The sequence below is a fragment of the Microtetraspora sp. NBRC 13810 genome (assembly GCF_030268685.1).
In the GTDB taxonomy this organism is placed as follows: domain Bacteria; phylum Actinomycetota; class Actinomycetes; order Streptosporangiales; family Streptosporangiaceae; genus BSRQ01.
Genome location: NZ_BSRQ01000004.1, coordinates 271,189 through 291,544, shown reverse-complemented (window position 1 = coordinate 291,544; position 20,356 = coordinate 271,189). Strand labels below are relative to the sequence as shown.

The 20,356-nt window shown below is 72.1% G+C and carries 15 protein-coding genes; 13 read left to right on the top strand and 2 right to left on the bottom strand.

The genetic code is table 11. The annotated features are described in order from the left end of the window. Positions 1-258: 258 nt before the first annotated feature. From QSK26_RS11040 to QSK26_RS11005, 8 genes are all read left to right on the top strand, one after another. A complete protein-coding gene (locus QSK26_RS11040) occupies positions 259-1,635 on the top strand; it encodes an NADP-dependent succinic semialdehyde dehydrogenase (protein ID WP_285774950.1) in 1,377 nt (458 codons plus the stop codon). A gap of 257 nt (positions 1,636-1,892) precedes the next feature. Further along, the gene (locus tag QSK26_RS11035) at positions 1,893-3,746 is read left to right on the top strand and encodes a S9 family peptidase (protein ID WP_285774949.1); all 1,854 of its coding nucleotides are present in this window, start codon (positions 1,893-1,895) and stop codon (positions 3,744-3,746) included. After that, a complete protein-coding gene (locus QSK26_RS11030; protein WP_285774948.1) occupies positions 3,710-5,020 on the top strand; it encodes a serine hydrolase domain-containing protein in 1,311 nt (436 codons plus the stop codon). Before QSK26_RS11035 ends, QSK26_RS11030 begins: the two co-directional genes overlap by 37 nt. A 62-nt stretch (positions 5,021-5,082) precedes the next feature. Then, a complete protein-coding gene (locus tag QSK26_RS11025) occupies positions 5,083-6,666 on the top strand; it encodes a PucR family transcriptional regulator (protein WP_285774947.1) in 1,584 nt (527 codons plus the stop codon). Between the two features lie 94 nt (positions 6,667-6,760). Further along, entirely contained in the window at positions 6,761-8,335 is a 1,575-nt protein-coding gene (locus tag QSK26_RS11020) for an ABC transporter substrate-binding protein (protein ID WP_285774946.1), read from the top strand. After that, on the top strand, positions 8,336-9,298 hold the full coding sequence (locus QSK26_RS11015) for an ABC transporter permease (RefSeq protein ID WP_285774945.1): 963 nt from the start codon (positions 8,336-8,338) through the stop codon (positions 9,296-9,298). Beyond that, on the top strand, positions 9,298-11,124 hold the full coding sequence (locus QSK26_RS11010) for a dipeptide/oligopeptide/nickel ABC transporter permease/ATP-binding protein (RefSeq protein ID WP_285774943.1): 1,827 nt from the start codon (positions 9,298-9,300) through the stop codon (positions 11,122-11,124). Before QSK26_RS11015 ends, QSK26_RS11010 begins: the two co-directional genes overlap by 1 nt. Position 11,125: 1 nt before the next feature. Then, positions 11,126-11,866: an ABC transporter ATP-binding protein gene (locus QSK26_RS11005; RefSeq protein WP_285774942.1), complete on the top strand. Its 741-nt coding sequence runs from the start codon at positions 11,126-11,128 to the stop codon at positions 11,864-11,866. Here QSK26_RS11005 and menC read toward each other — a convergent pair. After that, entirely contained in the window at positions 11,856-12,956 is a 1,101-nt protein-coding gene (menC, locus tag QSK26_RS11000; protein WP_285774941.1) for an o-succinylbenzoate synthase, read from the bottom strand. The genes QSK26_RS11005 and menC overlap by 11 nt on opposite strands. Beyond that, complete coding sequence (locus QSK26_RS10995; protein ID WP_352244309.1) at positions 12,953-13,804, bottom strand: GNAT family N-acetyltransferase; 852 nt, start codon at positions 13,802-13,804, stop codon at positions 12,953-12,955. Before QSK26_RS10995 ends, menC begins: the two co-directional genes overlap by 4 nt. Positions 13,805-14,178: 374 nt before the next feature. Here QSK26_RS10995 and QSK26_RS41745 point away from each other — a divergent pair, with 374 nt between their 5' ends. From QSK26_RS41745 to QSK26_RS10975, 5 genes are all read left to right on the top strand, one after another. Continuing rightward, the gene (locus QSK26_RS41745; RefSeq protein ID WP_352244308.1) at positions 14,179-14,295 is read left to right on the top strand and encodes a putative leader peptide; all 117 of its coding nucleotides are present in this window, start codon (positions 14,179-14,181) and stop codon (positions 14,293-14,295) included. A gap of 93 nt (positions 14,296-14,388) precedes the next feature. Next, the gene (locus tag QSK26_RS10990; RefSeq protein WP_285774940.1) at positions 14,389-15,678 is read left to right on the top strand and encodes a dicarboxylate/amino acid:cation symporter; all 1,290 of its coding nucleotides are present in this window, start codon (positions 14,389-14,391) and stop codon (positions 15,676-15,678) included. Between the two features lie 1,202 nt (positions 15,679-16,880). Then, a complete protein-coding gene (locus QSK26_RS10985; protein WP_285774939.1) occupies positions 16,881-17,600 on the top strand; it encodes a hypothetical protein in 720 nt (239 codons plus the stop codon). A gap of 189 nt (positions 17,601-17,789) precedes the next feature. Continuing rightward, positions 17,790-19,844 carry a serine/threonine-protein kinase gene (locus tag QSK26_RS10980; protein WP_285774938.1) on the top strand — a complete coding sequence of 685 codons (2,055 nt, stop codon included), beginning with the start codon at positions 17,790-17,792 and terminating at the stop codon, positions 19,842-19,844. Continuing rightward, complete coding sequence (locus QSK26_RS10975; protein ID WP_285774937.1) at positions 19,841-20,257, top strand: hypothetical protein; 417 nt, start codon at positions 19,841-19,843, stop codon at positions 20,255-20,257. Before QSK26_RS10980 ends, QSK26_RS10975 begins: the two co-directional genes overlap by 4 nt. Positions 20,258-20,356 lie beyond the last annotated feature (99 nt).

Genomic DNA, 20,356 nt, shown 5'->3' with positions numbered 1-20,356 from the left:
AGGTTGGTCCCGATCTCAGCCGGTCCATGCTGGCGTAGCGGGAGATTCCGGCCCCCTGTCCGTCAGGTGACACTCTTCTAAGCCGCTGCTCCGCCTCCGTGGCCACAAGAGGACACCCGGCCGGGGCGGTTTACCCAGGCCGGGATGAGCCATGACCGCCCCGTGACGCCGCGCCCGCGACCCCGCCCGTACGGTGGACACGTAGTCGTACGGACGTTCCCCCGCGCGTGCTCAGGTGACCACGAAGGGCGGCCCGCCATGGCGATCGCCACGATAAATCCCGCGACCGGAGAGACGGTCGGCACCTGCACCGAGCTGAGCGAGGCCGAGGTGCACGAGAAGATCGGCGTCGCGTACGACCGGTGGCTCGGCTACCGCGCCACCGGGTTCGGCGAGCGGGCCGAGCTCATGCGGGCCTGCGCCGACCTGTTCGAGAAGGAGGCCGACGCCGTCGCCCGGCTGATGACCACCGAGATGGGCAAGACGCTGGCCGAGGCCCGCGGCGAGGCGCTCAAGTGCGCCCGCGGCATGCGGTACTACGCCGACCACGCCGCGGAGTTCCTGGCCGACGAGCCGCTGGCCGACCCCTCGGCGGTCGGGGCGAGACGTGCCCTGGGCCGCTACCAGCCGCTGGGCGTGGTGCTCGCGGTGATGCCGTGGAACTTCCCGATGTGGCAGGTGATGCGGTTCGCCGCGCCGGCGCTGATGGCGGGCAACGTCGGGCTGCTCAAGCACGCGTCGAACGTGCCGCGGTGCGCGGGCTACCTGGAGGACGTCTTCCGCCGCGGCGGGTTCCCCGAAGGCTGTTTCCAGTGGCTGCCGATCTCCGCCGGGCAGGTGGAGCAGGTGCTGCGCGACCCCCGGGTGGCCGCCGCCACGCTGACCGGCAGCGAACCGGCCGGGCGTGCGGTGGCCGCGATCTGCGGCGACGAGGTCAAGCGCACCGTGCTGGAGCTGGGCGGCAGCGACCCGTTCGTGGTGATGCCGTCGGCCGACCTGGACCGCGCCGCCGAGACCGCGGTGCGCGCCAGGGTGCAGAACAACGGGCAGTCCTGCATCGCCGCCAAACGGTTCATCGTGCACACGGCCGTCCACGACGCCTTCACCGAGAAGTTCGTCGCCCGGATGAGGGCGCTGAGGGTCGGGGACCCGTTCGACCCGTCCACCGACGTCGGGCCGCTGGCCACGGAGCAGGGCCGGGCGGAGGTCGGGGAACTGGTGGACGAAGCGGTCGCCGCCGGGGCCACGGTGCTGTGCGGTGGGCGGCGGCCGGACGGACCGGGGTGGTTCTACCCGCCGACCGTCATCACGGACATCACCCGCGACATGCGGATCTTCGCCGAGGAGGTGTTCGGCCCGGTCGCGTCGCTGTACCGGGTGGCCGACATCGAGGAGGCGCTGGAACTCGCCAACGCGACCACGTTCGGCCTGGGGGCCAACGCCTGGACGGACGACGAGGCGGAGCAGGAGAGGTTCGTCGCCGACCTGTGCGCCGGGCAGGTGTTCGTCAACGGCATGACGGTCTCCTACCCGGAGCTGCCGTTCGGCGGCGTCAGGCGCTCCGGCTACGGCCGGGAGCTCGCCGCGCACGGGATCAGGGAGTTCTGCAACCTCAAAACCGTCTGGGTGGCCTGACGGGTGATCGCCGGGTCCGGGGCGCCGCCGGGCGAGCGCTCCGGCCGCACGGGAGCCGGGATCCGCGTTCCGGGCCTGCCGGGTGCCGGCGGTTCTCCTCTCCGTCGGTCCATCGGCGTACATACTGGTAGGTACAGAAGGCGGCTCCGGTGCGCGTGGACTGGAACGTGCCGGTTTGGGCGGACGCACAACGGTTGCGGGGTTTCTTGTTCTGACGCCCGAAGCACGTCCAGGGAGGCTGGCCTACTGTCTCCGACATGCCCCGCCTCTCGCTGAACGACCTCTTCCGCCTCGCGGTGCCGGGCGATCCGCAGCTTCGTCCCGACGGAGGCGCCGTCGCCTACACGCTGACCACCGCCGACCGGGAATCCGACGAGAACCGCTCCGAGATCTGGCTCGCCGCCCCCGGCGCCGAGCCGCGCCGGCTCACCGAGGGCCCGCGTGACTCCGCCCCGCGCTGGTCGCCCGACGGGCACACCCTCGCCTTCCTGCGCCCGGTCGAGAACAAGCCGCAGATCCACCTGCTGACGCCGGACGGCGACGTCAGCGTCCTCACCTCGGCGCCGCTGGGCGCCGGCGCGCCCGTCTGGTCGCCGGACGGGACCCGCCTCGCCTACAGCGGCCCGCACGGCCCGCTCGACCCGAACGCCCCCGTCGTCGCCGACCGCCTGGACTTCAAGGCGGACGGCACCGGGCTGCTGCGCGAGCTGCGGATGCACGTGTTCACCGTGGACGCGGCCTCCGGCGAGACCACCCGGCTCACCGACGGCGACCTGCACGCGGGAGCACCGTCCTGGTCGCCCGACGGGAAGACCCTCGCCTACGTCACGAACACCGAGGACGACCGCGACCTCACGCCGCAGGGCTTCGTCCACACGGTGGCCGCGGCGGGCGGCGAGCCCGAGCGGCTGACCGGCCCGGAGGTCGTGTGCGGGGCTGTGTGGTGGCTGGGCGGGCGGCTGGTCGTCGCGGGCGGCGCGGGCGGCCCCCTCGGGCACACCCGGCTCTTCGAACACGGTCCCGGCGGGCTCACCGAGCTGGAGACCGGCATCGACCGCAACGTCATGGTCGGCGCCCCCGGCTATCCGGGCGCCACCCCGCAGCAGCTGGGCGAGGACCTGCTGTACTGCGCCCGCGACCGCGGCCTGACCCACCTCTACCGCTTCCCCGGCGAGAAGATCGTCGGCGGCGAGCAGAGCGTCTCCGGAGCCAGCGCCGCCGCCGGCCGCATCGCGTACGTCGCCGCGACGCCGCGCAGCTCGGGCGACGTCTACCTGATCGGCGAGGACGGCGAAACGGTCAGGCTCACCGACCACGCCCTCGACGGCGTCGAGCTGTTCACCCCGCGCAGCCGTACCTTCACCGCGCCCGACGGCACCTCCGTCGAAGGGTTCGTGCTGCGCGATGAGACGCTGACCGGCCCCGGGCCGCTGCTGCTGGACGTGCACGGCGGCCCGCACAACGCGTGGGCGCCGGTCTTCGACGGCGCGCACCTGTACCACCAGGTGCTCGCCGCGCGCGGCTGGACCGTGCTGATGCTGAACCCGCGGGCCAGCGACGGGTACGGCGAGGAGTTCTACACCGCCACCGTCGGCGCCTGGGGGCTCGCCGACGAGCAGGACTTCCTCTCGGCCGTCGACGACCTGGTGGCCGAGGGAGTGGCCGACCCCGGTCTGCTTGGCCTGACCGGCTACAGCTACGGCGGGTACATGTCGTGCTGGCTGTCCGCCCGGACCGACCGGTTCAAGGCGGTGATCCCGGGCGGCTGCGTGAGCGACCTCGCCAGTATCGGCGGCACCTCCGACGTGGGCCACTTCCTGAAGGACCTGGAGTGCGGCGGCGAGGTCGTGAAACAGTCGCCGATCACCCACGTGGCCGGCGTGACCGCGCCCACCCTGCTGCTGCACGGCGAGGCCGACGACCGCTGCCCGGTCGGCCAGGCCGAGCAGTGGTTCACGGCGCTGCGCGAGCGCCGGGTGCCGGTCCGGCTGGTCAGGTACCCCGGCGCGTCCCACCTGTTCATCCTCAACGGCCGCCCGTCCCACCGGCGGGACTACAACGAAAGGATCGTGGAGTGGCTGGAGAAATGGGTCACCGGCTCGCCGAGCTGATCAAGGAGTACGACGTTCCCGGCGCCGCGCTGGCCTACCTGCACGACGGTCAGGTCAGCGAGTCCGCGGCGGGCGTGCTCAACGTGGACACCGGAGTCGAGGCGACCCCCGACTCGCTGTTCCAGATCGGCTCGGTGTCCAAGGTCTGGACCGCGACCATGCTCATGCAGCTCGCCGAACAGGGCAAGCTGACCCTCGACACCCCGGTGATCGACCTGGTGCCCGACTTCAAGGTCGCCGACGCCGAGGTGACCAAGTCGGTCACCGTACGGCACCTGCTGTCGCACACGTCCGGCATCGACGGCGACCTGTTCCTGGACACCGGGCGCGGCGACGACTGCATCGAGAAGTACGTCGCGGCCTGCGCCGACCTGCGGCAGAACCACCCGCTGGGAGTCACCCAGTCATACTGCAACTCCGGCTTCATCATCGCCGGGCGGATCATCGAGGAGGTCACCGGCAAGGTCTGGGACACCGCGCTGCGCGACCTGATCGTCGAGCCGCTCGGCCTCACCCACACCTGGACCCTGCCGGAGGACGTGCTGCGGTACCGCGCCGCCGTGGGCCACCTGGACGGCAAACCCGCGCCGGTCTGGGGCATCACCCGCTCCTGCGGCCCGGCGGGTCTCATCTGCGCCCGCCCCGCCGACGTGGTCGCGTTCGCCCGCGCCCACCTGGAGGGCGGCCTGCTGGAGAACCCGCGGGCCATGTGGGAGCCGCAGGTGGACATCCCCAACCCGCACACCCTGGGCAAGCAGTGGGGCGTCGGCTGGATCCTCGACGAGTGGGACGGCCACCGGGTCATCTCGCACGGCGGCAACACGATCGGCCAGAGCGCGATGCTGTGGGCGGTCCCGGACACCGGCACGATCGTGTGCGCCGTGGCCAACGGCGGCCACTCCGGCGCGTTCTTCCACGCGCTGGCCGCCGAGCTGTTCCGCGAGCTGGACGGGCTCACCGTGCCGGCGCAGCTCGGCCCGCCGGAGACGCCCCCGCAGGTGGACGTCGAGCGCTACGCCGGCGTGTACGAGCGGGTGGGCAACCGCATGACGCTGTCGGTGACCGACGGGGAGCTGTCCCTGTTCGCCGAGGCCACCGGCGCGATGGCCGGGCTCAGCCCGTCGATCGAGATGCGGCTCGTGCCGGTGGACGAGACCACGTTCGTCGGCCGCAGGGAGGGCGCTCCCGACTGGGTGTCGGCGGTGTTCTTCCAGCTCCCGGACGGCACCGAGTACATCCACCTCGGCGTGCGCGCCACCTCGAAGATCGCCTGACCGGGCGTGGACGGCGGCCCCGGCCCGCGCGCCTGATGTCGCTCTACGACTATCGTGATCGGATGACCGACCGGCCACATGCCAGCCTGCGCCGGATCCTGGAGGATCTCGGCAGCACCGTGCTGGACGTGGCCGCGGCCCCCGGCGGCCTCGACGCGGAGGTCACCGGGGTGCACATCTACGACCCCCTCGACGAGCTGCTGCTGCCCGCCGGCGGCATCCTGCTCGCCGTGGGAGTCGAGGGCGCCGGGCGGATCCGCGCCCTGCTCGACGTGGCGGGCGAGGCGGCGGCCGTCGTCGTCAAGCATCCCGTCGAGGTGGACGACGAGATCAGGGCCGCCGTGCGGCGGACCGGCACGGCCCTGCTCGGGCTCACCCGGGCCGCCTCGTGGGCGCAGGTGGCGGCGCTGGTGCGCGCGATGCTCGCGGAAGGGGCCTTCCCCGAGCCCGGCGACGAGCCGCCCGACGACCTGTTCTCGCTGGCCAACGCCGTCTGCGCGCTGCTCGATGCGCCGGTCACCATCGAGGACAGGTCCTCGCGCGTGCTGGCCTACTCGGGACGCCAGGACGAGGCCGACCCGGGCCGGATCGAGACCGTGCTCGGCCGCCAGGTGCCCGAGCGCTATCAGCGGATGCTCGACGAGCGCGGATTCTTCAAGCAGCTCTACCACAGCCGCGAGCCGATCTACATCGAGCTCAGCGGCGAGAGCATCAACCGGGCGGCGGTGGCCGTCCGGTCCGGCGACGAGATCCTCGGCTCGATCTGGGTCGCGGTCCGCGAGCCGCTGACCGAGCAGCGGCAGCGGGCGCTCGCCGACGCCGCCAAGATCGTCGCCCTGCAACTGCTGCGCGAGCGCGCCGGCGCCGACACCAGGCGGCGGCTGCGCGCCGAACTGCTGTCCACGGTGCTCGCCGGTGGCATCGACGCGGCCGACGCGGCGGGCCGGCTCGGCGTCGCCAGCGAACGGCTGTGCGTGCTAGCCGCCCAGCTCACCGGCACCTCCGAGATCGACTCCGCACGCATGGAGAGCGACCGGCAGCGCTTCTGCGACGCGCTGGCCCTGCACGTCGGCGCGATCCACCCGCGGGCCGCGGCGGCGCTGGTCGGGTCGGTGGCCTACGCCGTGCTGCCGCTGCGCTCCGGGGGAGACGAGGAGACGCGGGCCGTCCACGTCGCCGAGAGCTTCCTGGCCAGGGTCGGTCCCCGGCACGCCGCCAACGTCGGCGTCGGCCGGCTGGCCGCGGACCTGTCGGAGGTGGCCAGGTCGCGCGCCGACGCCGACCGGGCGCTGCGCGTGCTGCGCGCCCGCGGCGCCGCCGGAGCCGCGGCCGGGTACACGACCGTGCACTTCGAGTCGCTGCTGCTGCAGATCGCCGACGTGGTGGCCGCTGAGGAACAGGCGCCCACCGGCCCCTACGAGCGGCTTCTCGCGCACGACCGGGAGCACGGCAGCGAGCTGGCCGTCACCCTGCGGGCCTACCTGGACGCCTTCGGCGACGTCAACGCCGCCTCCGCCCGGGTGCACGTGCACCCCAACACCTTCCGGTACCGGCTCAAGCGGCTGACCGAGATCAGCGGACTCGACCTCTCCGACGCCGACGCGCGGCTCAGCGTGATGCTCCAGATGCGGATCTTCGGCCTGTAGCACGACGACCACGGATCTTTTCGTGTCTGGGCACGAAGAAGCCGGGAACGTAACCGGCGAATGTGGGGCTCACCTCCCATCACTGGAGTTCCCCATGAGAAAAGCCGTCGCCGTTATCGGCATCCTTGGCCTGGCCCTCACCGCCTGCGGCAACGCGGCCGGTCCCACGTCGGACCAGGCGGGCGCGGGTGGCACGTTCACCTACGCCATCAGCGCCGATCCGGGCGTCCTCGACCCGGCCATGGGCGTCCTCTCGGTCACGAACACCGTGCTCTCGTTCGCCTACGACACGCTGGTCGCCTACGACAAGGACGGCAAGATCGTCCCGAGGCTGGCAGAGAAGTGGGACGTGAAGCCCGACTCGGTGACCTTCACCCTGCGCAAGGACGTCACGTGCGCGGACGGGTCCAAGCTGACCCCCGCCGATGTGGCGGAGAACGTCAACCACGTCACCGACCCGGCCACCAAGTCGCCGGTCAACGGCGTGTTCGTGCCCGCGGGGACGAAGGCGGCGGCCGACGACGCGGCCGGGACGGTCACCCTGACCACGCCCACCCCGTTCAGCTTCACCATGGAGAGCATGACGCAGGTCTACATCGTGTGCGGCAAGGGGATCAAGGACCGCTCCGTACTCGCGCACGGCACCTCGGGCAGCGGGCCCTTCACCCTCACCGAGGCCGTCTCCGGCGACCACTACACCTTCCAGGTCCGCAAGGACTACGCGTGGGGCCCCGGAGGCGCGAACTCCCAGGGGCTGCCCGGCAAGGTCGTGCTGAAGGTCGTGCCCAACGAGCAGACCGCGGCCAACCTGCTGATGTCCGGCGGCATGAACGGCGCGACGCTCTTCGGCCCCGACCGGGCCCGGCTGGAGGCCACCCCCGGGATCGGCAAGGAGGTCGTCGCGGCGGGCAACGGCCAGTTCTTCTACCACCAGGGCGACGATCGCCCGGCCAAGGACCCGGCCGTGCGCAAGGCGCTCACCCAGGCGGTCAACCTCAAGGAACTCGCCGGGATCGCCTCCAGCGGCACCGGGCGGCCGGTGACCGGGCTGGTCAGCGAGCCCCGGCCGTGCGAGGGCGACACGGTCACCGGCCGCGTCCCCGCGTTCGACACCGCGGCGGCGACCGCCGCGCTCGACGCCGCGGGCTGGAAACCCGGCCCCGACGGCATCCGGGCCAAGGACGGCAAGAAGCTGTCCCTGCGCCTGATGTACGGCACCACCAGGGGCGTGGGCGTCCAGGCCGCCGCCGAGTACATGGCCGCCGCCTGGCAGAAGATCGGCGTCGAGACGAAGCTCAACGGCGTCATCGACACCAAACTGTCCGAGTCGCTCAACCTCACCCAGGACTGGGACGTGGCCTGGCTGCCGATCGGCGTCACCCTGCCCTCGCAGCTCGTCGGGTTCCTGTCCGGGCCGGCCGCGCCCGACGGCGCCAACTTCGCCCACCTGGCCAACAAGGGCTACGAAGACCTGGTCGCCAAGGCCATCGGCACCCCCGGCCCGGAGGGCTGCAAGCTCTGGCAGGACGCCGAGTCGTCGCTCTTCGAGGCCGCCGACCTGGTGCCCGTCGTGGAGAACACCGCCCTGGTGGCCACCAAGGGCGCGACGCTCGACATGATCGGCATCGTGCTCGACCCGCTGAGCATCCGGCTGACCGGGGGAGCGTGAGTGACCTTCTCCCGACGCGGCGGCCGGGGCTCCTTCTGGAGGCGCAGGCTGGTCCGGTTCGTGGTCTCGCTGATCGCGCTGCTCCTGGCGTCCTTCGCGATGATCCACCTGATCCCGGGCGACCCTGTCCGCGCCTCCCTGGGCCCGGCCGCGCCGGCCGAACTGGTCGCCGCCAGGCGGGCGGCGCTCGGGCTCGACCAGCCGCTGCCGGTCCAGTTCGCCCACTACACGCGCGACCTGCTGTCCGGGAACATGGGGACCTCGTTCCTCAGCGGTGAGCCGGTCACCGGCGTCATCGCCGCGCGGCTGCCGAACACGCTGACGCTGGCCGTGCTCGCCGCGCTGCTCGCGCTGGCGGTGGCGGTGCCGCTCGGCATGTGGGCGGGGGTGCGCACGGAGAACGGCCGGCACCGGGGCACCGACGTGACGTTCGGCTCGGTCACCGGCACCGCCGTCGCGGTCCCGGAGTTCCTGTATTCGATCGCCCTGGTCTCGGTGTTCGCCATCGGCCTCGGCTGGTTCCCCCCGGCGGGCAGGACCGGTCTGACGTCCTGGGTGCTGCCGATCCTCGCGCTGGCCATCGGCCCGACCGCGATGATCGCGCGCCTGTCCCGGGTGGAGACCCAGCGCGAGCTCGGCACCGAGTACGTCCGGCTGGCCAGGGCCAAACGACTGCCCGCGCCCCGGCTCTACCTGCGGCACGTGCTGCCGAACACGCTCACCGCGACCCTGACCGTGGGCGGCCTGCTGCTCACCGCGCTGATCGCGGGCAGCGTGCTCGTGGAGTACGTGTTCGCCTGGCCGGGCCTCGGACTGAAGATCGTGGAGTCGATCACGCAGAAGGACTACCCGGTGGCCCAGGGCGTGATCCTGGTCTACGGCACGATCGTGCTGGTCGTGAACCTCCTCGTCGACGTGCTGCTCGGCTGGCTCGACCCGACCTCTGACATCAGGGAGGCGTGATGGGCCGCCTGATCCGCCGGCTGCCGTCGTCCCCCGCCGCGGTGGCGGGCGCCGTGCTGGTGACGCTGATGGTGATCCTCGCGATCATCGGCCCGCCGATCTGGGGCGCCGCCGCCGAGCGCATCGACCCGGCGGCGATCCTCCAGGGCTCCTCGGCGGCCCACCCGCTCGGCACCGACAACCTGGGCCGCGACCTGCTCGCCCGGGTGCTGGTCGCCGGCCGGTACTCCCTGACCCTCGCGCTGCTGGCCGCCCTGATCGGCGCGGGCGCGGGCATCGTGCTCGGCGCCCTGCCGTCCGTGCTGCCCCGCCGCGCCGCCCGCCTGGTCACCGGTACGGTCAACGCGCTGGTCGCCTTCCCCGGCCTGCTGCTCGCCATGTTCACCGCGGTGATCGCCGGTCTCGGGGCGAAGGGGGCGGTGCTCGGCATCGGCGCCGCCATCGCGCCCGGCTTCGCCCGGCTCACCCAGACGATGGCGGCCTCCATCGCCGGGGCCGACTACGTGGCCGCCGCCCGGATGCTCGGCGTCTCCCGCGCCCGCATCCTCGTCAGGCACGTGCTGCCGAACATCGCCGAGCCGCTCATTCTCAACCTGACCCAGGCGCTCGGCGGCGCCCTGCTCGGCCTGGCCGGCATGTCGTTCCTGGGGCTCGGCGTGCAGCCGCCCGCCTTCGACTGGGGACGGCTGCTGTTCGACGGGTTCGCCCGGATCTACGTCACGCCCGAGGTGGCGCTCGGCCCCGCCCTCGCCGTCGCGCTGGCCGGCATCGGGTTCAACCTGCTGGGCGACGCGCTGGCCAAGGTCGCGTCCCGCACCGCCGTACCGGGGAAGCTGAGCGTGCCCGTGGTGCCGCCGGAGCAGGGGGAACCCGATCCCGGCGCGGTGCTGGAGGTGAAGGATCTCAGCGTCACCTTCCCCGGCGGGGTCCAGCCGGTGCGCGAACTGTCGCTGACCGTGGCCCCGGGGGAGATCGTCGGCCTGGTGGGGGAGTCGGGCAGCGGCAAGAGCCTCACCGCGGCGGCCGTCGGCGGGCTGGTGCCCTACCCCGGGGCCGTCACCAGCGGGCGGCTGCGGCTGTGCGGCGCGGACCTCGGCGAACTGCCGGAGGCCGAGCGGCGCAAACTGCTCGGCACGTCGCTGGCCATGGTCTTCCAGGACCCGATGGCCTCGCTGAACCCCGCGTTGAAGGTCGGCGGGCAGCTCGCCGAGGTGTCGATCGTGCACCAGGGCGCCTCCCGGGCCGACGCGCGGCGCCGGGCCGTCGACCGGCTCGGCCACGTGCACCTGCCCGAACCGGAGAAGCAGGCCCGCCGCCATCCGCACCAGCTCTCCGGCGGCATGCGGCAGCGGGCGGTGATCGCCATGGGCCTGATGGGCACCCCCAAGCTGATCATCGCCGACGAGCCGACCACCGCGCTCGACGTGACCGTGCAGCGGCAGATCCTGCGGCTGCTGCGCGAGGTCACCGAGGAGACCGGCTCGGCGGCGCTGTTCATCTCGCACGACATCGCCGTGGTCGGCGAGCTGTGCGACCGGGTCGCCGTGATGTACGCCGGGCGGGTCGTCGAGGAGCTGCCCGTCGAGCAGCTGGCCACCGGCGCCGCGCACCCCTACACGCGCGCGCTGGTCGCCTCGCTGCCCGACATGGACACCGACCGGTCGGGTCCGCTCGCCAGCATCCCCGGCCGGCAGCCCTCGCCCGGGCAGGTCGGCGCGGGATGCGCCTTCACCGACCGCTGCCCGCTGGCCACCGCCCGCTGCGCCGAACGCCCACCCCTCGTCACGTACGGCAAGGCGCACCGAGTCGCCTGCTGGGAGGCCTGACATGAGGATCGAGAACCTGACCGTCCGCTACGGCGCCTTCACGGCGGTCGACGACGTGACCCTGGAGGTCCCCCCCGGGGCGATCGTCGGGCTGGTCGGCGAGTCGGGATCGGGCAAGTCCACGCTGGCCAGGGCGGTCAGCGGGCTGGTCCCCTACGAGGGCGGCATCCGCGGGGGCGGCACGGTCCAGATGGTCTTCCAGGACCCGTACGCCTCGCTGGACCCGCGGATGACCGTGGGCGCGTCGGTCGGGGAAGGGGTCCGTCCCCGCGCGGAGGACGGGGCACGGCTGTCCCGCGCCGGACGCCGGGCGGAGGTGGAACGGCTGCTCGGGCTGGTGTCGCTGCCGCTGGAGCTCGCCGGGCGCTACCCGCGGGAGCTGTCCGGCGGGCAGCGCCAGCGGGTGGCCGTCGCCAGGGCGCTCGGCGCCCGCCCCGGAGTGCTGGTCGCCGACGAGATCACCTCGGCGCTCGACGTGTCGGTGCAGGGCGCGGTGCTCAACCTCGTCCGGCGGCTGCGCGACGAACTGGGCCTGTCGATCCTGTTCATCTCGCACAACCTGGCCGTGGTGCGTTACGTCTCGGACGTGGTCGCCGTCATGCGTCAGGGGCGGCTGGTCGAAATGGGCCCCACCGAGAAGGTGGTCGCCGCCCCCGAGCACGAGTACACCCGCGAACTCCTGGACGCGGTACCCCGGCTGGCCGGACGTCAGGATCCGGCGCGCGGGCTGATCACAGGTTGATCCACTCGGTGGAGGTGGTCACCTCGGCGAGGATCTCCGGCACCGGCTCCACACCCAGGCCGGGACCGGTGGGCACGTCGAGGTGGCCGTCCTTCAGCTCGAACGGCGCGGTGACGTCGGTCGCGAAGTAGCGGCGCGAGCCCGAGGTGTCGCCCGGCAGGGTGAAGCCGGGCAGCGCGGCGAGCGCCACGTTGGCGGCCCGGCCGAGGCCGGTCTCCAGCATCCCGCCGCACCACACCGCCACGCCGTGCGCCCGGCACAGGTCGTGGATGCGGCGGGCCTCAAGATAGCCGCCGACCCGGCCCGGCTTGATGTTCACGATCGAGCACGCGCCGAGCGAGATGGCGGCGGCGGCGTGCGCGGCCGACTCGATCGACTCGTCCAGGCAGACCGGCGTCCTGATCATGCGGGCCAGGGCGGCGTGCTGGACCAGGTCGTCGTCGGCGAGCGGCTGCTCGATCAGCAGCAGGCCGAAGTCGTCGAGCCGGGCCAGGTGCCGGGCGTCGTTGAGGGTGTAGGCGGCGTTGGCGTCCACCTGGAGGAGCACGTCGTCGCCGAACCGCTCGCGGACCGCGCGGACCGGCGCGACGTCCCAGCCCGGCTCGATCTTGAGCTTGATCCGGACGTACCCCTCGTCGAGGTAACCGGCGACCGCGTCCAGCAGCGCGGGAACGGAGTCCATGATGCCGACCGACACCCCGCACGGCACCCGGTCACGGGTCGCCCCGAGGAAGCGGCCGAACGACTCGCCCGACGCCCGGAGCTGCGCGTCCAGCACCGCCGTCTCCAGCGCCGCCTTGGCCATCCGGTGCCCCTTGATCGGCTCCAGGGCGTGGCCCACGCCGTACGCGTCGACGTGCGCGGGCAGCGCCGGCAGCAGGAAGCGGCGGATCGCCGCGGCGGCGCCGTCCACGTACTCGGGCGAGTAGCGCGGCTCGGACATCGCCACGCACTCGGCCCAGCCCTCGGAGTCGGGCGTGACCACGCGCAGCAGCAGCACGTCACGTGTCGTCTCGGTGCCGAACGACGTGCGGAACGGCGACACCAGCGGCATCGCGATCCGCCGCAGCTCCACCCCAGTGATCTTCATATGTCCCTCTCTACGACGTAGTACATCTTGCGATGGAAGCCGGTCACCTGGGCGCCCTCCGCGAGGAGGCCGCCCAGCACGTCGCGAACGGCGTGCCGCCACGCCTTGGCCGCCCCGGGATCCGCTCCGCGCAGCCGCTCGATGTCCTCCGGCACCGCCACCAGCACCACCCGGGCATCCGTACGGCCCGCCACCGGGCGGTCGCCGTCACCGGACAGCCCGACCACGGCGTCCGCCGGGACCTGCGGCGGCCGGGGCTCACGCCGGACCGCGGCCTCGACCCCGGGATCGGCCAGCGGCCAGACGGCCAGGATCCGGTCCGACTCGTCCCCCTGGTTGATCGCGTCGGCCATCACGCCGTAGAAGCTGGGCAGGTACTCGGCCGGGCGTGCGCCTAACTTCGCCAGGTTGAAGTGCGCGTTGCGGCGGACCAGCGGGTCGTAGGTCCAGGTGATGCGGGAGAGGCCGCGCGCCAGCGCCCACAGCCGCTGGTGCAGCTTGAGGTCGAAGCCGATGCCGTGCCCCACCGCCGCGCCGGTGATGTGGGAGTGCAGGGTCGCGTCCTGCCCGAAGAACCCCACAGACGCGCCGACCATCCGCTCGCCCTGGAAGGCCCCGGCGACGTAGTTGCCCGCGTGCGCGAGCGCCCGCATCAACTCCGCCGTGATCGGCTGCCCGCCCGGCTCGAACCGCCAGATCCGCGCGAAGAGCGCGTCGACCTCCCCGAACTCCTCGATGGCGTGGAGCTCTCTGATCGTGGTCGCCGCGCCTGTCCCCGGCGCGTGCGAGACGGCCGTGACGGGGTCGTGGTGCGTGCCCGCGATGGCGCGGGGGAGATCAGCCGACACGTTTCAAGCCCCTCCGAGTACGTGGTTAACCGCGACGTTATGCCACCGTGAGGCTGGCTGAATTCGTCCGCGCACACCAAGACCCACGCCATCTTCGTCCCCGCCACCAACCACCCCCACTCCGCCCCCCACCGACCCCCGGCCCCCGGCCGGCTTCCTCCGCCCCCGGCCCCCGGCCGGCCCTCAGCCCTCAGCCCCCGGCCCCGGCCCCTGGCCGGCCCTCAGCCCCGGCCCTCAGCCCTCGGCTCTCAGCCCCGGCCCTCTCCTCCCCGGATCCCCCCGGATCCCCCCGGATCCCCCCGGATCCCCCCGGATCCCTGGAAAGTTGGTAGGGAAGGTCTTGATTTATGAGCTAGATCACTCTTAAAGTCGGAATGTTGTCCAATTCGCTACGGTTTACTCCCCTCGTGAGGCTTATCGTCCTGTCTGTGTGGCTCGTTGAGCGGCTGCACATCGACCTCTGCCGCCTGGCCGGCTCCCTCTGTCGCTGATCGCGCCCTGACGAGCGCTCGATCCCCCGACCCCTTCACTCACCCCCTTTCGCATGCCCTGACAGGCATGCCGTCTTTCGGAGCCTCCTCATCGTGAAGAGATTCTCGTTCTCTCTGCAGTTGCTGCTGGGTCTGGTCGTGGGAGTGGCCCTCGGCTTCGCCGCCCGCATCTGGGACCTCGCCTGGCTGGCCACCACCCTCACCGAAGTCGGAAGTATCTTCGTCCAGTTGCTCAAGCTGGCGGTGCCGCCGCTGGTGTTCACCGCCGTGGTGGTCAGCGTCGCCAACCTCCGCAACGTCAACGGCGCCGCCAGGCTGGCGGGCAAGACGTTGTTCTGGTTCCTGGCCACCGCGCTGATCGCCGTCATCGTCGGCATCGGCCTCGGCCTGATCATCAACCCGGGCCAGGGCGTCACCCTGAGCACGGCGGGCGCGGAGGCGCCCGAGAACGTCGGCACCTGGGTCGACTTCCTCACCGGCATCATCCCGACGAACATCGTCACGGCCTTCACCGAGCTCAACGTCCTCCAGATCGTCTTCCTGGGGATCGTCCTCGGCGCGGCGGCCATCGCGATCGGCGAGAAGGCCGAGCCGTTCCTCAACTTCAGCCGCTCGATCCTGGAACTGGTGCAGAAGGCGCTGTGGTGGGTCATCCGCCTGGCCCCCATCGGGACCGCCGGCCTGATCGGCAAGTCGGTCGCCACGTACGGCTGGGACCTGCTCGCACCGCTGGCCAAGCTCAGCCTCGGCGTCTACGTCGGCTGCTTCATCGTCCTGCTGGCCGTCTACCCGGCGCTGCTCGCGCTGGTCGGCAAGGTCAACCCGATCACGTTCTACCGAAACGCGTGGCCCGCGATCGAGCTGGCCTTCGTCTCCCGCTCCTCGGTCGGGACGCTGCCGCTGACGCAGAAGGTCACGATCGAGCGCCTGGGCGTCAGCCGCGACTACGCCTCCTTCGCCGTGCCGTTCGGCGCGACCACCAAGATGGACGGTTGCGCCTCGATCTACCCGGCGCTGGCGGCGATCTTCGTGGCGCAGGTGTTCAACGTCCCGCTGGGGGTCGGCGACTACCTGCTGATCGCGTTCGTCTCCGTGGTCGGATCGGCCGCGACGGCCGGTCTGACCGGCGCGATCGTCATGCTCACGCTGACGCTGAGCACGCTGGGCCTGCCGCTGGAGGGCGTCGGCCTGCTGCTGGCCATCGACCCGATCCTCGACATGATCCGCACCGCGACCAACGTCGCGGGACAGATCGTGGTGCCGGTCCTCGTCGCCCGCGGCGAGGGCCGTCTCGACGACGCGGTGCTCAACGCCTCCCCGCAGCCGCTCCACGAGGCTCCGGCGAGCACGCCGCGCTCCTCGGCCGAACCTGCGCTCGCATGACGTTCCCACCCGGATGAGCAGACGGGGCGGCCCACGCCGGGCCGTCCCGTCTCTTCGTGTTCCGGACGGGTCACACGTCCGGTGGGCAGGCGAAATGTCCACAGATGCGACTTGGAACGCTCCAAAGGGAGGAGGGCGTCGTCGAAGGTCACACGGCTTTCTCTCCGCCACGGGCCGGAACCGTGTGCTTGGCCTGCGCCCCCCACATACACACGACGACCCCCCGCCCGGACCTCTTCCGATGTCTCATGGTTTTCTCCCGCGCTCCAGATAAATGCCGGCTCAACGAAAGCGGGAGTTCAATCTCTCTTGAAAATTCCGACGATCGCCATGACGACCACGATAATGACCACCGGAACGCCGACGACCGCGAGGCCGATGGCGAGCCCGACCATTGCCCCCACTATGTACCTCCCTTCATGGGTGTCAGGAAAAGGGTAGGTCCCGCAATATCGCGGGGAAAGGTTGTGGGTCCGAACGCACTCCCGGTAAGAGCTTCGTGACCGCCTCGTCACCTTGCTGTGAGCCCGTCGAGTCCCGCGCCGCCCAAACCTCCCTTACAGGGATTTTTCATGATTTGGGGGGCAATGTGGCGACAAGGGGCTTTCGCTCGTCCGGCGAGGAAGCACCGGCCGTACGCGTGGCAGCAGTGCGCTGTACTCCCTTGAATGCCGATCATCCGCCTGAGGCGGGGCGCGTCCTGCGGATCCCGTTCGGGTGCGTCAAAAACGAGATCTCGCCGATCGATACACACGACACAAGCACCACGGGCACCGGCAACAGCACGCACATGCGCCGTTTCGTGCAGGCATTATCAGCGCGCACCGATCGTGAAGGGCGAATCAAAAGTATGGGCACGCGGTGCCGTACTCGAAGGGACCGCGCAAAAAGTGGTAACCGCTGGCGGGATGCGCGTACGAGACGCCCGGCCGCATCACGCGCAACCCCACGGCCACCGGGCGGGACACCCGTGATCGGAGCCTCCGGCTTCGCCAAGGACTCCACTCGCGATCATCAGACCATTATGATGTTGTCGCCGCGCTCGTACGCGAGCACGACCCCTCCCCGTCCGAGGCACCGGCGACTGACACCCAGGCAGCGCCGGTCGTCATCGGCCGCGGAACCCACTCGATCGGACACCGATTCCCTCGACCTGACATGTATCCAGGCTCCGCGACGCCCTCCCTCCGATAGGCCACCCGATGACCGACACCCCCCAGGCCGGCAGCACCTCCCGCGAACGCATGGAAGAACTGTGGGCCGCGCACGACGCCGCGTTCCACCCCGCGCTGCGCCATGCCCTCGCCGAGGTCCCCGGGCTGAACGGCGACTTCGAGCACAGCGGCACCTCCGTATGGGTGTTCTGGGGGGATGACGCCACCAGCGGCTACTGGGTGTTCTGCAACCTCCGCTGGTACACCGACCGGGCCGAGGACCAGATGCCCGGCTACGTCACCGTGTCCTACCGCGACGGGAGCGGCGGCGAGAGCAGAAGCATGGCCGTGCTGAGCGAGGAGCTGTCTCCCGAGCGCGCACGCGACGTCACCGCCGTCGCCGCCGACATCGTCGCCGCCATCCGCGCCCACGGCCCCCACCGCCACGACCCGCCGCCCCCCGCCGACCAGGCCCCCCGCCCGCCCCTGAGCGCGCAGACCCACTTCCAGAGCCACGACATCCACTACCACGCGGAGGAACTCGTCGGCCTCACCGTCACGATGGCCGGCAAGAGCGCCATCCGCTGGGAGAACACCGTCATCACCGCACTCAACGGGACCGACCTCGTCCTGCACGGCGGTCACCAGGTCACCCACCTCTTCGAAGCCGAGCCCACCCGCACGCCCATCACCGAACCCACCCGCGTCCGCAGCTGGGAGATCGCCCACGGCACCATCCACCGGCCCGCCGAAGAGAGCGCGCCCTGAGCGACGCCCCCGCCGGACTCCGAACGGTCCGGCTCGTGGGAGTCGAACCTGCTGACCGGGTCCACAGTGCCGTGACCGGGCATCGAAGCGGGGCCGTCCGACTCCCGGATCAGGCGGAGTCCCGTGTCCGCGGGGCGGTCAAGCCGTAGAGTGCTGTGCGACGGGCCCTGCTTTCTGGCGGAGGCGTGAGTGACCGATGTCGGCCCGCTGCGAGCGGAAGACCCGAGCAGGGTGGGATCCTTCCGGCTGACCGGCCGGATCGGCGAGGGCGGCCAGGGGATCCTCTACCTGGGGGTGGGCGAGAGCGGCGAGCGGGCGGCGGTCAGGTTGCTCCGCGCCGCGCCGCGCGTCACCGCGAGCACGCGTGAGCTGGCGAGCGTCCAGCGCGTGGGAGCGTCCGGCACGGCACGGGTCCTGGAGACCGGTGTGGTCGATGACGTCCCTTACGTGGCGGCCGAGTACATCCACGGCCGCCCGCTGCACCAGGTGGTGCAGGCGAGCGGGCCGTTGCGCGGCGCCGCGCTGCACCGGCTCGCCGTCGGCACGGCCACCGCCCTCGCGGCGATTCACCGCGCCGGGGTCGTGCACCGTGACTTCAAGCCGGGCAACGTGCTCATCGCCGCGGACGGGCCGAAAGTGGTCGACTTCGGCATCGCCCGCCTCAGCGACGCGGACCCGAGGTTCACCGGCAGGGTCGTCGGCACCCTCGCCTTCATGGCGCCCGAGCTGATCGAAGGCGGGGCGGCGGGCCCGCCCAGCGACATCTTCGCCTGGGGGGCCACGATGGGCTTCGCGGCGACCGGCGTCAACGTCTTCGGCGGAAGTTCGGTGCACGAGATCATGTTCAGGGTCCTCACCTACGACCCCGACCTGGCGGAACTGCCCGAACCGCTACGCGGCCTGGTGCGGTCCGCCTTGGCCAAGGCGCCGGAGGACCGCCCCACGGCCGAGCGGATCCTGACGCGGCTGCTCGGCCATGACGAGGACATCGCCGCCCTGCCGTACGTGGTCCAGGCCACGGAGGCGGACCGGATCAACACCGGTGCGTCCCCGCCGGCTTCGCAGGCCGGTACCCCGCCTGACAACGACTACGGCATGCCGGTCGAGGCACGTGGAGCGTACGAGATGCCGGCATTCTCACCGGCCGAGGAAGTGTGGAGTGTCCGCCCGGTGCTGTCGCCGGGTGCCTGGCGTCTGGGCGGCGGACTCCTGGCGGCGCTGGTCGGCTTCCTGGTGCTCGCCGGGCTCGGCGTGCCGGCGCCGGCGTTGTGGACGACCGGAGCGGCGGCCGTGGTGGCGTCGGCCAGCATTCTCCTGATGCGGCGGGCCGGTGCAGGGGGGCGGCGCGCGAGGCGCGGGCTCGCGTTGCTCGATCGGGGCAGGGCCGAGGCGGCGGTCACCGCGCTGCGTGGGGCGGCGGGCGGATCGTCCGGTCCTGAGCGGTTCCAGGTCCGGGTGAACCTCGCGGTCGCGCTGCGGGACGCCGGGCGGGTGGCCGAGGCGGAGCGGGAGTTGTCCGGCCTGCTGCCGGAGATGCGGCAGGTTCTCGGTGAGGAGCATCCCGACACCCTGGCCGCCCGTGCCAACCTCGCCGCGCTGCTCGTCGACCGCGGCCGGCCGGGCGAAGCCGTCAGCCATTACGACGCGATCGTGCACGCCGGCCGCCGTGCCCTCGGCCCCGAGCACCCGCTGACCCTCACCTCCCGGGCCAACCTCGCGGTCGCGCTGCGGGACGCCGGGCGGGTGGCCGAGGCGGAGCGGGAGTTGTCCGGCCTGCTGCCGGAGATGCGGCAGGTTCTCGGCGAGGAGCATCCCGACACCCTGGTCGCCCGTGCCAACCTCGCCGCGCTGCTGGCCGCGCGCGGCGGAACGGAAGAAGCCGCCGGCCATCTCCGCGAGATCGTGCGGGCCACCGGCCGCGTCCTGGGCCCCCGTCACCCCCAGACGCTCACGGCACGGGTGAACCTCGCCGCGGTGCTGACCGAACTCGGTGAGAACCGGACCGCCGAGGCCGAGACCGAACTGGTGAAAGTGGTGCGCGCCCGGCGGCGGCTCCTGGGGGCGGCCCACCCCGACACGTTGCGCGCGTCGGCGAACCTGGGCTACCTGTACCTGCGCATCGGGCAGACGGCGCGGGCGCGGGCGCTGCTCGGCGAGGTGGCGGAGACCGCCGCCCGTACCCTGGGCGCCGGTCATCCTGTGACGGTCCGCGCCCGGGCCGGTGCGACGGAGCCGGGCCCATGAGGAGCCGCCTCGTGCTCGCGCTGGCCGTAGCGGCCGTCACCTCGGCGCTCGGCATCGTGATCAACATCGCGACCGACCTGAAGGACGACCCTCGGGCCTGGGGCGCGCTGGTTCTCCTCACCCTGTTGTCGGGCGGGGTGACCGCCGCCGTCAACGGTACCGGGGCCTACGGGAGGACCACCTCGGTCAGCGTGACCGGGCGACCGGGCCGGGCCGGGCGGGCGGGCTCCCGGCGGACGTCCAAGGTGCGCGGGATCGTCCTGCAGATCGAGGTGGAGATCCGTCCGGACGGAACACGGGTGGAACGGACCTCGGTCTTCTCGGAGAGCGTGGCCATGAACATGACCGGCCGGCCCGAGCCGGGATCCGCACCCGCCCCGGCCGTCGCGGAACCGGACGGCGAACCCGGCTGAGCCGGCGTCGGAGGGCCACACCGGCGACGGGCCTGATCGATCGGCCGCAAGCCGCAGAAAGCAGGAAATCCACGAAGTGATCGGTCAGCGGTTCACCGG

Bases quoted from the DNA above. Each gene is read 5' to 3' on its own strand.
- QSK26_RS10975 (WP_285774937.1), top strand. From the start codon at position 19,841: ATGAGGAGCCGCCTCGTGCTCGCGCTGGCCGTAGCGGCCGTCACCTCG.
- QSK26_RS41745 (WP_352244308.1), top strand. From the start codon at position 14,179: ATGTTGTCCAATTCGCTACGGTTTACTCCCCTCGTGAGGCTTATCGTC.
- QSK26_RS11020 (WP_285774946.1), top strand. From the start codon at position 6,761: ATGAGAAAAGCCGTCGCCGTTATCGGCATCCTTGGCCTGGCCCTCACC.
- QSK26_RS11040 (WP_285774950.1), top strand. From the start codon at position 259: ATGGCGATCGCCACGATAAATCCCGCGACCGGAGAGACGGTCGGCACC.
- QSK26_RS10985 (WP_285774939.1), top strand. From the start codon at position 16,881: ATGACCGACACCCCCCAGGCCGGCAGCACCTCCCGCGAACGCATGGAA.
- QSK26_RS11010 (WP_285774943.1), top strand. From the start codon at position 9,298: ATGGGCCGCCTGATCCGCCGGCTGCCGTCGTCCCCCGCCGCGGTGGCG.
- QSK26_RS11035 (WP_285774949.1), top strand. From the start codon at position 1,893: ATGCCCCGCCTCTCGCTGAACGACCTCTTCCGCCTCGCGGTGCCGGGC.
- QSK26_RS11025 (WP_285774947.1), top strand. From the start codon at position 5,083: ATGACCGACCGGCCACATGCCAGCCTGCGCCGGATCCTGGAGGATCTC.
- QSK26_RS11005 (WP_285774942.1), top strand. From the start codon at position 11,126: ATGAGGATCGAGAACCTGACCGTCCGCTACGGCGCCTTCACGGCGGTC.
- menC (WP_285774941.1), bottom strand. From the start codon at position 12,956: ATGAAGATCACTGGGGTGGAGCTGCGGCGGATCGCGATGCCGCTGGTG.